Annotated in this window: 12 protein-coding genes; 4 read left to right on the plus strand and 8 right to left on the minus strand. The window is 68.0% G+C overall.

The features are described 5' to 3' along the window. Positions 1-96: 96 nt before the first annotated feature. Both AC0LPE_RS02510 and AC0LPE_RS02515 read right to left on the minus strand, forming a co-directional pair. Positions 97-459, minus strand: a complete 363-nt coding sequence (locus AC0LPE_RS02510) for a hypothetical protein (RefSeq protein WP_026061376.1) — start codon at positions 457-459, stop codon at positions 97-99. Between the two features lie 2 nt (positions 460-461). Further along, positions 462-1,610 carry a 3-ketosteroid-9-alpha-monooxygenase, oxygenase component gene (locus AC0LPE_RS02515; RefSeq protein ID WP_016693309.1) on the minus strand — a complete coding sequence of 383 codons (1,149 nt, stop codon included), beginning with the start codon at positions 1,608-1,610 and terminating at the stop codon, positions 462-464. A gap of 191 nt (positions 1,611-1,801) precedes the next feature. On the opposite strand from AC0LPE_RS02515, the gene hsaA reads away from it, so the two are divergent. From hsaA to hsaB, 4 genes are read left to right on the plus strand one after another with little or no spacing between them, the layout of a single operon-like run. Beyond that, positions 1,802-2,977: a 3-hydroxy-9,10-secoandrosta-1,3,5(10)-triene-9,17-dione monooxygenase oxygenase subunit gene (hsaA, locus tag AC0LPE_RS02520; RefSeq protein ID WP_016693308.1), complete on the plus strand. Its 1,176-nt coding sequence runs from the start codon at positions 1,802-1,804 to the stop codon at positions 2,975-2,977. 8 nt (positions 2,978-2,985) lie between these two features. Continuing rightward, positions 2,986-3,861 carry a 4,5:9,10-diseco-3-hydroxy-5,9,17-trioxoandrosta-1(10),2-diene-4-oate hydrolase gene (hsaD, locus tag AC0LPE_RS02525; protein WP_088897605.1) on the plus strand — a complete coding sequence of 292 codons (876 nt, stop codon included), beginning with the start codon at positions 2,986-2,988 and terminating at the stop codon, positions 3,859-3,861. Further along, positions 3,862-4,761 carry an iron-dependent extradiol dioxygenase HsaC gene (gene hsaC / locus AC0LPE_RS02530; RefSeq protein WP_145692937.1) on the plus strand — a complete coding sequence of 300 codons (900 nt, stop codon included), beginning with the start codon at positions 3,862-3,864 and terminating at the stop codon, positions 4,759-4,761. Continuing rightward, on the plus strand, positions 4,761-5,348 hold the full coding sequence (gene hsaB / locus AC0LPE_RS02535; protein WP_490605536.1) for a 3-hydroxy-9,10-secoandrosta-1,3,5(10)-triene-9,17-dione monooxygenase reductase subunit: 588 nt from the start codon (positions 4,761-4,763) through the stop codon (positions 5,346-5,348). Before hsaC ends, hsaB begins: the two co-directional genes overlap by 1 nt. A 200-nt stretch (positions 5,349-5,548) precedes the next feature. Here the strand turns inward: hsaB and argJ are convergent, their stop codons facing one another. The 6 genes from argJ to AC0LPE_RS02565 form a co-directional block, all read right to left on the minus strand. Beyond that, positions 5,549-6,697, minus strand: a complete 1,149-nt coding sequence (gene argJ / locus AC0LPE_RS02540) for a bifunctional glutamate N-acetyltransferase/amino-acid acetyltransferase ArgJ (protein ID WP_490605537.1) — start codon at positions 6,695-6,697, stop codon at positions 5,549-5,551. Further along, positions 6,694-8,277: an ABC transporter ATP-binding protein gene (locus AC0LPE_RS02545; RefSeq protein ID WP_490605538.1), complete on the minus strand. Its 1,584-nt coding sequence runs from the start codon at positions 8,275-8,277 to the stop codon at positions 6,694-6,696. The genes argJ and AC0LPE_RS02545 overlap by 4 nt, the downstream gene beginning before the upstream one ends. Continuing rightward, positions 8,270-9,127, minus strand: a complete 858-nt coding sequence (locus AC0LPE_RS02550; protein ID WP_490605539.1) for an ABC transporter permease — start codon at positions 9,125-9,127, stop codon at positions 8,270-8,272. The genes AC0LPE_RS02545 and AC0LPE_RS02550 overlap by 8 nt, the downstream gene beginning before the upstream one ends. Continuing rightward, positions 9,117-10,115 carry an ABC transporter permease gene (locus tag AC0LPE_RS02555; protein WP_490605540.1) on the minus strand — a complete coding sequence of 333 codons (999 nt, stop codon included), beginning with the start codon at positions 10,113-10,115 and terminating at the stop codon, positions 9,117-9,119. The genes AC0LPE_RS02550 and AC0LPE_RS02555 overlap by 11 nt, the downstream gene beginning before the upstream one ends. Then, positions 10,112-11,671 (minus strand): ABC transporter substrate-binding protein, encoded by a 1,560-nt coding sequence (locus tag AC0LPE_RS02560; RefSeq protein WP_490605541.1) that lies wholly within the window; start codon positions 11,669-11,671, stop codon positions 10,112-10,114. The genes AC0LPE_RS02555 and AC0LPE_RS02560 overlap by 4 nt, the downstream gene beginning before the upstream one ends. Positions 11,672-11,759: 88 nt before the next feature. Continuing rightward, entirely contained in the window at positions 11,760-12,755 is a 996-nt protein-coding gene (locus AC0LPE_RS02565; protein WP_490605542.1) for an ABC transporter permease, read from the minus strand. Between the last annotated feature and the right edge of the window lies 1 nt (position 12,756).

Raw genomic sequence — 12,756 nt, forward strand, 5'->3', positions numbered from 1 at the left:
GCGATACGGCCGGACGACGACGAGCGACGGCACCGTCCGATGGGGCGGTGCCGTCGCGGGGTCGATCGGGGGCGGGGTCGATCGGGGCGGAGTCGGTCAGGTGGGCGATCCGTCCGGTACGGGAAGGGTGCCGTCGAGCACGGCCCGGTCGATGCTCTCCCGGAGTTGTGGACACCCTTCGCGCGGTGTGATGGACGAGCCTCGGAGCGAGGCGGTCTCGCGGAAGGTCGGGCACACGGTGTCCGGATCGTCCTGCCACTGCACGCTCGTGTGCGACAGGCTGTTCTTGCGCACCAGCACGCACGTGCCGCACTCGTGGCACTGCACCTCGTGCTGACCCGACTCCAGATAATTGATCTTGTCGATCGCGGTCTGGGCGGCGACGGCCTCGGCCCGCTCGGGCCACTGGGAGAAGTCCGGGGACTTCGCCCATCTGCTCCGCCGGGTCGAGGCGCTCATCGTCACACCTCCGCTTCCTGCTTGCCCTGTTCTTCCTCGCGCTTCTTGCGCTCGAGATTCTCGGCGACCTCCTTCTCCCAGGCCTCGTTGGCCTTGGCGGTGTCGACCTCGAACTCGAAGCGGCCCGTCATCTTCTCCGTCACGTCGGCGACGTCGACGTAGAACTGCTCGTACCAGCGGCGGAGCTGATAGACCGGACCGTCCTCCTCGCACAGCAGGGGATTCTCGATCTTGGTCTTGTTCTTCCAGATCTCGACGTCCTGCAGGAAGCCCTCACCGACACCCTCGGTGAGCTTGGCGGCCAGTACGTCGGACTGCTCGGGTGACATGCCCTGCGGCTTCTTGACGATGATGCCGTACTGCAGCATGAACGAGTCGTGCGTGATCGGGTAATGGCAGTTGATCAGCACGGATTCGGTCTGGTACCCGCCGTAGTTGTTCTTGAGCGGATTGATCATGTAGGAGGGGCCGTAGTAGGCCGCGTACGACTCTAGCGTCGACTCCAGGCCGTACTGCGTCGCCATGCCCTTGTCCGGCCGGCCGCGGGTGTTGAGGTACTGCTCGGCGATGTGCCCCTCGAAGACGTTCTTGAAGAACGTGGGGAAGGCGTAGTGGATGTAGAAGAAGTGCGCCATGTCGACGACGTTGTCGATGATCTCGCGACAGTTGGAGCCTTCGATCCGGATCTGGTTCCAGGTCCAGTCCGTCCACTCGTCCGAGCCGTACTGCTCGATCTCGGGGATGGTGACCTCCGGGGGCGGGGTGTTGCCCTCGGGGTCGTTCCACACGAACAGCTGGCCGTGCTTCTCCATCGTGATCCACGAGCGGGTGCGGGCCAGCGGGGGAACACGCTTGGCGTACGGGATGTCCGTGCACTTGCCGTTGCCGCCCCAGCGCCAGTCGTGGAACGGGCATGCAACCGAATCGCCCTTGATCTCGCCCTGTGACAGGTCGCCGCCCATGTGGCGGCAGTACGCGTCGAGCACCTTCAGGTCGCCGTTGCTGTCGGCCCACACCACGAGTTTCGTGCCGAAGGCCTCGACGGCGTGGGGCTTGCCGTCCTTGAACGTGCGACTGAGGCCGAGGCAGTGCCAGCCTCGCGCGAAACGCGTCCGGACCTCTCCGACGTCGATCTCGCGAATCTGTGCCATGTCCGCTCACTTCCTTCCGGAAATCTCTTCTAGAACACGTTATAGAATTCGCGTCGCGAGGGGAAGGGTTCGGGGACTTTGGTCCCGCCATAGGGATTGTCTACCTGCGAGTGTGGCGTGTCTCGACACGAATAAGAACATGTTCTAGTCTCGGTACAAGCGATCAATTCCTGAACAGACGGGAGCGTCCAGTGGGTGACCACGACAGCCACGAGGTACTGCAGCGGATCGACGCTCTGCTGCCCACGCTGCGAGAACGTGCGCAGGAGGCCGAGAATCTGCGCCGGGTGCCCGACGACTCGATCAAGGAGCTCCAGGAGGCCGGCTTCTTCAAACTTCTGCAACCGGCCCAGTGGGGTGGATACGAGGCCGATCCCGTCACCTTCTTCACCGCGGTGCGCAACATCGCGAGCGCGTGCGGCTCGACCGGATGGGTCTCCGGCATCATCGGCGTCCACAACTGGCACCTCGCACTCTTCGACCAGCAGGCCCAGGAAGAGGTCTGGGGCGACGACACCGACGTGCGCATCTCCTCGTCCTATGCGCCCATGGGCGCCGGTGAGGTCGTCGACGGCGGATACAAGGTCAACGGTGCGTGGGCCTGGTCGTCCGGATGCGACCACGCGAGCTGGGTCGTCGTCGGCGGCCCGGTCATCAAGGACGGCCGCCCCGTCGACTTCGGCAGCTTCCTGATCCCTCGGTCCGAGTACGAGATCGACGACGTGTGGCACGTGGTCGGTCTGCGCGGCACCGGATCCAACACGGTCAAGGTGAAGGACGTCTTCGTCCCGCGCCACCGCTTCCTCAGCTTCAAGGCCATGAACGACCTCGCCTCGCCCGGGCTCGAGCGCAACACCGCGCCCGTCTACCGGATGCCGTGGGGCACCATCCATCCCACGACCATTTCGACGCCCATCGTCGGCATGGCCTACGGCGCGTACGAGGCGCACGTCGAACACCAGGGCAAGCGTGTCCGTGCAGCGTACGCCGGTGAGAAGGCCAAGGACGATCCGTTCGCCAAGGTGCGCATCGCCGAGGCCTCCAGCGACATCGACGCGGCCTGGCGCCAGCTGTCGGGCAACGTCGCCGACGAGTACGCCCACCTCCTCGCCGGCGAGGAGGTTCCGATGGAACTTCGTCTGCGGGCGCGTCGCGACCAGGTCCGCGCGACCGGCCGTGCCATCACGTCGATCGACCGTCTCTTCGAGAACTCGGGTGCCACCGCACTCGCGGACGGCACACCCATCCAGCGTTTCTGGCGCGACGCGCACGCCGGTCGTGTGCACGCCGCCAACGACGCCGAGCGTGCCTACGTGATGTTCGGTGCCGCCGAGTTCGGTCTGCCGATCACCGACACGATGGTCTAGGGGTGGATGTGACCGCAATCGACGAGATCACCTACGAGTCGACCTCCCGTTTCGCGCAGGTCCGCGACGACCTGCGCCTGCACTACCACGAGGCCGGCGTCGGCAACGACACCACGATCGTCCTGCTCCACGGTGGTGGCCCGGGCGCGTCGTCGTGGTCGAACTTCGCAAAGAACATTCCGGTGCTGGCACAACGATTCCATGTGCTGGCCGTCGACCAGCCCGGCTACGGCAGGTCCGACAAGCCGACCGAGCATCCGCAGTACTTCGTGCACAGCGCGTCCGCACTGAAGGACCTGCTCGACACGATCGGGATCACCGACCGCGTCCACCTCCTCGGCAACTCGCTCGGTGGTGGTGCCGCCGTGCGGTTCGCGCTCGACTACCCTGAGCGCGCCGGACGGCTCGTCCTCATGGGACCGGGTGGGCTGAGCGTCAACCTGTTCGCACCCGACCCCACCGAGGGCGTCAAGAATCTCGGCCGGTTCTCGTACGACCCCACCCGCGAGAATCTCGAGGCGTTCCTGCGGATCATGGTCTTCGACCAGTCGCTGATCACCCCCGAGCTCGTCGAGGAGCGGTTCGCGTCGGCGAGCACCCCCGAGTCGCTCGCCGCGGCGAAGGCGATGGGGAAGTCGTTCTCCAGCGCCGAATTCGAGAAGGGGATGCTCTGGCGCGACGCCTACAAGCTCCGTCAGCGGGTGCTGCTGATCTGGGGTCGCGAGGACCGCGTGAACCCGCTCGACGGCGCACTCGTCGCGCTGAAGATGATCCCGCGCGCACAGTTGCACGTGTTCGGTGGATGCGGCCACTGGGCACAGCTCGAGAAGTTCGACGAATTCAACCGCCTGACAGTGGATTTCCTCACGGATGGAGTCGAATAGATGAGTATCCGGTCGCTGGCATATCTCCGGATCGGCGCCACCGACGTCCCGGCCTGGCGCGAGTACGGTCTCAAGGTCCTCGGCATGATCGAGGGCAAGGGCACCGATGCCGAGGCGCTGTACCTGCGGATGGACGACTTCCCGGCCCGGCTCGTCATCGAGCCGCACGAGTCCGACAAGCTGCTCGTCTCGGGCTGGGAGACCGCGAACGCCGCCGACCTCCAGTCGGTTCGCGACAGTCTCTCCGCAGCGGGTGTCCCGTTCAAGGAGGGCACCGCCGAGCAGCTCGCCGATCGTCGCGTCGACGAACTGATCGTCTTCCAGGACCCGTCGGGCAACACCCTCGAGGCGTTCCACGGTGCCGCCCTCGAACACCGCCGCGTGGTCAGCCCGTACGGGCACAAGTTCGTCACCGGTGAGCAGGGCCTCGGGCATGTGGTGCTCTCGACCCGCGACGACGAGGAATCGCTGCGCTTCTACCGCGACGTGCTCGGTTTCCGCCTGCGCGACTCCATGCGGATGCCTCCGCAGATGGTCGGCCGGCCCGCCGACGGAAAACCGGCCTGGCTGAGGTTCTTCGGATGCAACCCGCGCCACCACAGCCTCGCCTTCCTGCCCATGCCCACCCCGTCGGGCATCGTGCACCTGATGATCGAGGTGGAGAACTCCGACGACGTCGGTCTCGCCCTCGACCGCGCGCTGCGGAAGAAGGTCAAGATGTCGGCGACGCTCGGCCGCCACGTCAACGACAAGATGCTGTCCTTCTACATGAAGACCCCCGGCGGATTCGACGTCGAATTCGGTTGCGAGGGGCTGCAGGTCGAGGACGACGACTGGATCGCCCGTGAATCCACGGCCGTGAGCCTGTGGGGCCACGACTTCTCGGTGGGAATGCAGTAATGACCGCGCCGGAGGCCGGAGAGAACGGTGCGATCGACCCGCGGGCCTTCCGCACCGTGCTCGGGCAGTTCTGCACCGGCGTCACCGTCATCACCACCACCGAGGACGACGGGACGCCTGTGGGATTCGCGTGCCAGTCGTTCGCGGCGTTGTCGCTCGACCCGCCGCTCGTGTTGTTCTGCCCCACGAAGCAGTCGCGGTCGTGGGCGGCCATCGAACGAGCGGGCCGCTTCTGCGTCAACGTCCTCGCCGAGGAACAACAGGACACGTGCGCACGCTTCGGATCTCGCGAACCCGACAAGTTCGCGGGAATCGGCTGGTCGCCGTCACCGTTGGGGTCGCCGATCCTCACCGGCTCACTGGCGCACATCGACTGCACCGTCGAATCGGTGCACGACGGGGGAGACCACTGGGTGGTGTTCGGACGCGTCGACTCGCTCAGCGAGGTGCGCGACGAGAAGGAACGCCCGCTGCTGTTCTACCGCGGTCAGTACACCGGCATCGAACCGGAGAAGACTGTGCCCGCACCGTGGCGCGACGACCTCGAGGCGTTCCTCACCACGGCCTCCGAGGACACCTGGCTCTGAGGTTCACCCCGGGTTTTCCCGAGCATCAGGGGTTTTCCCGAGTACGTCGGGTTATCCCGAGCGCCCCGGGTTCTCCCGAGCGCCCCGGGTTCTCCCGAGCGCCCCGGGTTTTCCCGAGCGAACGGTACGGCCGGTCGATTGAAGGAGACGGATGTACCGTTCGCTCGAGAAAAAGGGGGAGAGGCTCGCCCACTCGGTGGTCAGGTGGTGTAGTCCGCGTTGATGCGGATGTAGCCGTCGGTGAGATCGCAGCCGTACGCGGTGAACTCGCCGGCGGCGATTCCCAGATCCACCTCGATGACCACTTCGTCACCCCCGAGGTACTCCTGGAGCGCGGCAAGGCGTTCGGGGGAGGCCGGGACCGGATAGGTTTCGAGACCACCGAACGCGATCCGCACGTTCTCCTCGAGGATGTCGGTTTCGGATTCGCACTTGCCCACGGCCATCGCCACCCGGCCCCAGTTCGGGTCGGCGCCGTGCACGGCAGTCTTGACGAGCGGTGAGTTCACGATCGCCTTGGCGACGAGCTTGGCCTGTGCGTCGTCGCGGGCACCGGTGACCCGGACCTCGATGAGTTTGCTCGCGCCCTCGCCGTCGGAGGCGATCATCCGCACGAGTTCGGTGCACACCTCCAGCAGGGCTGTCTCGAACTCGGTCGGGTCGACGGGACCGGCTGCCCCGGAAGCGAACACAGCAGCGGTATCCGATGTCGAGGTATCGGAATCGACGCTGACCGCGTTGTAGGTGCGAGCCACCACTGCGCGGAAGATCCGGTCGAGGTCTTCCGCGTCGATCTGCGCGTCGGTCGCGATGAACGACAACATCGTTGCCATGTTCGGTTCCATCATGCCGACACCCTTGGCCACCCCGACCACCGTGGCGTTCCCGACCGTGCGGAACGCACACTTGGATCGCGTGTCCGTCGTCATGATCGACTCGGCGACCGCACCGAGGTCGGCGGGCCCGGGTGCGGGCAGAGCGTCCATTCCGGCGAGCATGCGTTCCATCGGGTACAGCACGCCGATGACACCGGTCGAGGCGACGAGCACCTGCTCGTCCGGGCATCCGAGGCGGTCTGCGGCCCAGGCCCGGAGCTGCCGGGCATCCGCGAGCCCCTGCGCTCCGGTGGCGACATTCGCATTGCCCGACACGACGACGACTCCGCGCAGCGCCGACAGATCGACCTCGCGGTCGAGGCGCACGCTCGGGCCGGCGAACCGGGACTGCGTGAACACCGCAGCGGAGGCCGCCTCGGGTGTGTTCACGCCGAGGAGTGCGAAGTCGGGACGGTTGTCTTTGACACCGATGCTCCCGGTGAGCGAGGTGAAGCCGTGGACGGCGGGGATCATGCGTAGTCCTTTCGGGTGAGTTGCTGCAGGGGTCCACTCTGCCGAACGAACGCCGGAAATGGGGACGGCAGGGGTGGATGCGGGGTGGCAGCGAGCTCGTGGAGTGCGGCACCGTCGGCGCCGGGTCGTAGCTCCAGCACGCGGTCGCATACGGCGTGCAGTGCCGCGATGTCGTGGCCGACGAGAAGCACTCCGGTACCCGCCGATGCCTCGGTGGAGACGAACCCCAGTATGTCGATGGCGGTCGCCGCGTCGAGCATCGACGTGACCTCGTCGAGCACCAGGAACTCCGGGTCGAGCGCGACCGCACGTGCGAGGCATGCGCGTTGGAGTTCGCCGCCGGAGACCTCGTGCGGACGTCGTTCGAGCAGCGCGCTGTCGAGCCCGAGGCGGGACGCGAGCGCGTTCGCGTCGACATGAACTCCGGCGAGGCGTGCGGGTAGTTCGATCGTTCGACGCAGTGACAGCCGCGGATCGACCGACTGGCGTGGGTGCTGGGAAACCCATGCGACCCGACGTCTTTCGGCCGGTGCCAGATCCAGCCCGGCGCCGATGGCCTCGGCGCCGTTGAGCGTGACGCGGCCGCTGTCGGGGCTGTCGAGTCGTGCGAGAAGCGCTGCAAGGGTGGATTTTCCGGACCCGGACGAACCGGTGACCCCGACGATCTCACCGGCACGCACCGTGAGATCGGCCGCGTCGACTACCGGCAGCCCTCCGCGTCGGATGGTGACGGCCCGAGCGGTGAGGGCCGGGAGATCGGGGGCGATCACTCGCGGGGCACGGTCCATGGATGCGACGTCGGCGAGAACATCGGCGGGATCGCCCTGCGCGACGATCCGGCCGTCCGCGATCCGGGTGGCGACGTGTGCGATCCGCCGGGCGAGCTCCACGTCGTGCGTGACGACGAGCACGGTGTGCCCGGCGGTCGCGTAAGCGGCGAGCAGGGCACCGACGGTGTGCGACGAGTCGGCGTCGAGCCCGGCGGTCGGCTCGTCCACGAGCAGCACCGGGGGATGGTTGACCATCGCTGCGACGAGTGCGAGGCGCGAAAGTTGGCCGCCGGACAGTTCGTGCGGATGGCGGTCGAGCCAGCGCGGATCGGCACCGGCCGCGTGCGCGAGCTCCTCGAGGTGTTGTGTGTCGCCGGCGGCGAGGTGGGGATGGGCGGCGCCGAACCGGGGACGGTCGCGACCGGCCACGCGCTGCGCTTCACAGAGTTGGGCCGCAATCGTCCTGGTGGGGGTGAACGCCCCTCCCGCCCCCTGAAGGGCGGTCCCCACGATGCGTCCGGACAGTCGGCGGCGTCGCACCCGTTCCGGGACGTGCAGGAGATCGACGGTGGCGTCGCCCGTATCGAGAATCGCGGATCCGGAGATCCGGGAGTTGCGCGGCAACGTGCCGGTCAGAGCGGCCACCACGGTGCTCTTGCCCGCACCGGACGCACCGACCAGCACGTGGACCCTGCCGGGCACGAGGTCGAGATCGATGCCGTTCAGCGCGACCGTGTCACCGTGGGTCACCGCCAGGTCGCGAACCCGAATCGACGCGGCAGCATGCCGGTGGCGGTCGTGCTCATGCATGGTGGTGCTCCTTCTGTCCGGCCAGGCAGCCCGCCAGGCACACGGTGACCGCGACGAGCAGGCCTGCCGGTACAGCGAGGGTCCACCACGCGCCGGAGAGCAGCGCCTGCCGGCCGAGATCGAGCAGAGCGCCGAGCGACGGCTGGTGCGGGGGCAGGCCGAGTCCGAGGAACGTCAGGGTGGATTCGTGCCACACGGCGTGCGGTACGAGCAGCCCGACGGCGACCGCGAGCTGGGCTGCCAGCCGCGGTGCCGCGTGGTACCGCAGCAACTGATATCGCGTGAGGCCCAACGACACCGATGCCCGGTAGAAGTCGCTGGTGCCGAGTGCGAGCAACTCGGCGCGGACGAGCCGGGCGGTTTGGGTCCAGTGGGTCGCCGCGACGACCAGCACGATCGTCAGCAGGGATCCGCGCAGCACCGACGCGACGACGATGCCGAGCAGCAGGTGCGGCACCGCGTTGACGGCATCGACGATCCGCATGCCCCAGCGGTCGACGGCACCGCCGAGCAGGGCGCAGGTGGCGCCCGCGACCGAACCCAGCACGACCGCACCGAATGCACCGGCGAACGCGGCCACCAGGGAGACGCGCAGACCGTGGGCGGCGCGGACGAACACGTCACGCCCGGCGAGGTCGGTGCCGAACGGGTGCAGCAGTGTCGGCGCGGTCGATCCGGTGCCGTAGTCGACGAGATCAGGATCGACAGGCAGCAGGAAGGGAACGGCCACCGCGTACAGCACGAGAAAGCCCAGCCCCACCCCGGCGACGAGGCGCCCCGACGGTAGGGACACGCCCCGGCGCACCCGGGAGAACCCGGCTCGGGCGAGCAGTGCGGAATCAGAGTGCATCGGGATCCGTCCTCGAGTCGATTCGGACGAGGGCGAGGTCGGCGAGCAGCCCGCCGAGCAGCGCCACGACGGTCAAGAACACGGTGGCGGCAGCGAGCAACGCGAGGTCCTGTGCGAGCGCAGCGTCGACGAGACTCTGCCCGAGCCCCGGAAGTCCGAAGATCTCCTCCACAAGCACCGACCCCGCGACGACTTCCGGCAGACGCGCGCCGGCGATCGCGAGCGTCGGGACCGCGGCGGTGGGCAGGACGTGACGGGCCAGGACACGCCACTCGGGCACCCCGCGCAGACGCGCGGCTTCGGTCGCCGTCGTATACAGCTGATCCGTTGTCGCGCGGTGCAGGTGCAGGGTGATCCACGGCAGCTGGGACAGGGCGACGGCCAGCACCGGGAGCACCAGGTGACGTGCTATCTGCTCCGGCGTGACGGGCGCGCCCGGATCGGTGAGCCCCCCGGCAGGGAACCACCCGAATCCCAGGGCGAACACCCCCGTCAACGTCATCGCCACGAGAAACGACGGCAGCGCGGACAATGCCCACAGCACCGCGGTGAGGCCGCGGGCGAACAGACCGTGCGGACGCAGTGCTGCGCCGAGCGCGAGCGCGACACCCGCGACCGCGGCCACGGCGAGTCCGAGCGTCATGAGCAGCAGCGTCCACGGCAGGCGGGCGGTGACGACCGCGGTGACGTCGGCTCGTGCCGAAGTGGACCAGCCGAGATCACCTGCCACCGCGTCCATGCCCCACTGGGTCCACGCCTGCACCCAGTTCCCGTCGCCGAGCAGCGCATCGACGCCGTGCCGGGCCGCGGCGCCGGTGAACTCGTCGCGGGCGCCGAGGAACGCGGCGGTCGCGTCGCTCGGCGCCGCGGCGGCCAAGGCGAAGACGGCGAAGCTGATGGCGACGATCAGGGGGAGTGCCCAGGCCAGGCGCCGGCCGGTGAGCCGCAGCGCTCCCGTCGTGCGCGAGGCGGCGCGCAGCGTCGTCATCGGATGGTCCATTCCTGGACGTTCCACCACGGTCCCCATGCGACACCGTGCTCGTGCGGTTCGACGACGGAGGCCCGGCCTTCCCAATTGTCCAGGCCCCGAGCGACATAGGTGTGCTCGAGCGCGATTGCCGTCACCATCGGAGGGTTCTCCAGCAGCCGGTTCTGCAGCTCGCGGTACAGCTCGTCCCGAATCCGCGCGTCAGGTTCGCGGCGCGCGGCGTCCAGCAGGCGGTCGACCTCGGCGTCGGTGTACATCGCAGGGTTCGAGTACGCGTCGTTCTCGTCGTACGCGGCGAACGAGGAGTGCAGGACACGGTAGGCCTGCGCGTCCGGGTCGTAGGGCATGTCGCCGCCCCCGAGGACGAATGCCTTGTCGCGCATGCCCGCCACCGCGTGGGGGCGGTCGACGCCTTCGAGGCGTACCTCGATTCCCAGTTTCGACATGTCGGACGCGAACGACTGCGCGACATCGCGCCTCAGTGTGTCGTTCGCGAAATACATGAGATCGAAGGAGAATTCGGTCCCATCTTTGACTCGGACCCCGTTCGGGCCGACGGGCCACCCCGCCGCGTCGAGAAGCACTGCGGCGGCGTCCGGGTCGAACTCGAACGCAGCGGCCGGTTCGTAGGCGCCGCCCTGGGCGGGGGTGAACGGGGTGGACACCGCGACCCCGTGGCCGCGCAGAATCCCGTCGACCATGGCCCCGCGGTCGGTGCCGAGATTGAGTGCCACACGCACCGCCGGCTCGGTGAAGAACGGCAGCGTCGACGGCAGCGAGATCGCCCGGAAGTCGGCGGACGGGTTGGTCACCACCTCGAGACCGGGTGCGGTGCCGTCGAGCGCCGCGGCGGTGAGAGGGGAGAGTTGAGCACCGTCGATCTCACCCGAGCGCACCCGCTGTGCGCGGGAGTTCTCGTCGGGTACGAACGTCAGGTGGATCGTGGTGACTGCAACCGATCCGGCCCACCAATCCTCGCGTGCCGCGAGAGTCATCGAGTCGCCGCGCCGCCATTCGGCAACCCGATACGGACCGGTCCCCACCGGTGCCGAGACGAGCGGGGAGTCGGCCACGGACTCCCCGATCGCCTCGGCAGCGGGGATGCCGAGCGTCAGGCGCGCCGGCAGTCCCGCGTAGGGATACGACAGCTCGAACACGACCGTCGACGGGTCGGGCGCGGCTACGGAACGCACCATCTCGTAGTCCGCAGCGAGTGGTGAGCCGTAACCGGGGTCGCGCACCGCCGTGTAGGCCGCGACGACATCCTCGGCATCGAACGCCGACCCGTCGGAGAACGTGACGCCCGGCCGTAGCGGCACCGTCCACGTGATCAGGTCCTCGTCCGGTATCGGCATTCCGGAAGCGAGTCCCGGTGTGAGAGTGCCGTTCTCCGAGACGCGGACGAGTCCGTCATACATCTTTCCGGTGATGCCGAGGGGATATTCGAGCGGGTTGAGCGTCGTGTACTCCGCCGATTCGGCGAGACTCAGTGTCGACGGGTCCGCCGCGGCTCCTCCTGCTGTCCCGGCCGAGCACCCGGCGACCAGGAGGGACACGGCAGCGACATTCGTCGCGACAACGGTGTGGACGGTGATTCTGGGGACGTTCGGCACCGGTACCTCCGGATTCTCGGTCGGGCGTGGTTCAGGAGACGCGGATACGTGGATCCGCGACGCTCTGCAGCACGTCGGCGGTGGTGTTGGCGACGACATACAGCGACCCGAGGACGAACGTCACGCCCGCGATGGCCGGGAAGTCGGAGACCGGAAGGGACGCACCGAGATACGAACCCAGCCCGCCCCACGTGAACACACCCTCGATGAGCAGGACGCCACCGAACATGAATCCGAGCTGCAATGCGCTCATCGACAGCGCCGCATTCACCGAGTTGCGCAGCACGTGCCGCACCAGCACCTGGGTGTCGGTGAGCCCCTTGGATGTTGCTGTCCGCACGAAGTCCGACTCCAGCGTCTCGGTCAGGCTCGACCGAAGGACCCGGCCGATCGCCAGTGCGGGGCCGACGGCCAACGCGAGCGCAGGAAGCACCAGATGCTGCAGTGCGTCGCCCACCGCGGGAAGGTCGCCGTCCAGGAGCGAGTCGAGCACCGTCATCCCCGTCGGGCCGTTCGTGATGCCGCCCCGGCCGGATGCAGGAAGCACCCCGAGCATTTTGTAGAACACCACGAGCCCCACGATGCCCAGCAGGAAGGTCGGAGCGGTCGAGCCGAGGAACAGCAGTCCCCGGAACGGCGCGGTGAGCCGCCAGCGCAGCAGGCTCGACACAGCGAACAGCACGCCGAGCACGAGCGCCAGAACGAACGCGGCGAGAACGAGTTCGACAGTTGCGGGCAGGTAGTTCGCGATGTCGGTCGTGACCGCGCGGTGGGTTCGGAACGAGGTGCCCATGTCACCGGTGACCAGCCCGCCGAGATAGTCGGCGTAGCGGTCGATCGCGGGACGGTCGAGGCCGAGCCGCTCCCGCGCGGCGGCGATCGCGTCGGGTGAGGCGTTTCCGCCGATCGTCGCGGCCACCGGGTCGGCGCCGGAGATCTCCTGCAGGACGAACAGAACGGCCGACAACACGAACAGCAGACCCACGAGCGAGAGCAGCTGGGAGCCGAGGAATCGCAGACGCACCATG

The sequence above is a fragment of the Rhodococcus sp. S3 genome (genome assembly GCF_058211795.1).

Bases quoted from the DNA above. Each gene is read 5' to 3' on its own strand.
- AC0LPE_RS02510 (WP_026061376.1), bottom strand. From the start codon at position 459: ATGAGCGCCTCGACCCGGCGGAGCAGATGGGCGAAGTCCCCGGACTTC.
- AC0LPE_RS02515 (WP_016693309.1), bottom strand. From the start codon at position 1,610: ATGGCACAGATTCGCGAGATCGACGTCGGAGAGGTCCGGACGCGTTTC.
- hsaC (WP_145692937.1), top strand. From the start codon at position 3,862: ATGAGTATCCGGTCGCTGGCATATCTCCGGATCGGCGCCACCGACGTC.
- hsaB (WP_490605536.1), top strand. From the start codon at position 4,761: ATGACCGCGCCGGAGGCCGGAGAGAACGGTGCGATCGACCCGCGGGCC.
- argJ (WP_490605537.1), bottom strand. From the start codon at position 6,697: ATGATCCCCGCCGTCCACGGCTTCACCTCGCTCACCGGGAGCATCGGT.
- AC0LPE_RS02545 (WP_490605538.1), bottom strand. From the start codon at position 8,277: ATGCATGAGCACGACCGCCACCGGCATGCTGCCGCGTCGATTCGGGTT.
- AC0LPE_RS02550 (WP_490605539.1), bottom strand. From the start codon at position 9,127: ATGCACTCTGATTCCGCACTGCTCGCCCGAGCCGGGTTCTCCCGGGTG.
- AC0LPE_RS02555 (WP_490605540.1), bottom strand. From the start codon at position 10,115: ATGACGACGCTGCGCGCCGCCTCGCGCACGACGGGAGCGCTGCGGCTC.
- AC0LPE_RS02565 (WP_490605542.1), bottom strand. From the start codon at position 12,755: ATGGTGCGTCTGCGATTCCTCGGCTCCCAGCTGCTCTCGCTCGTGGGT.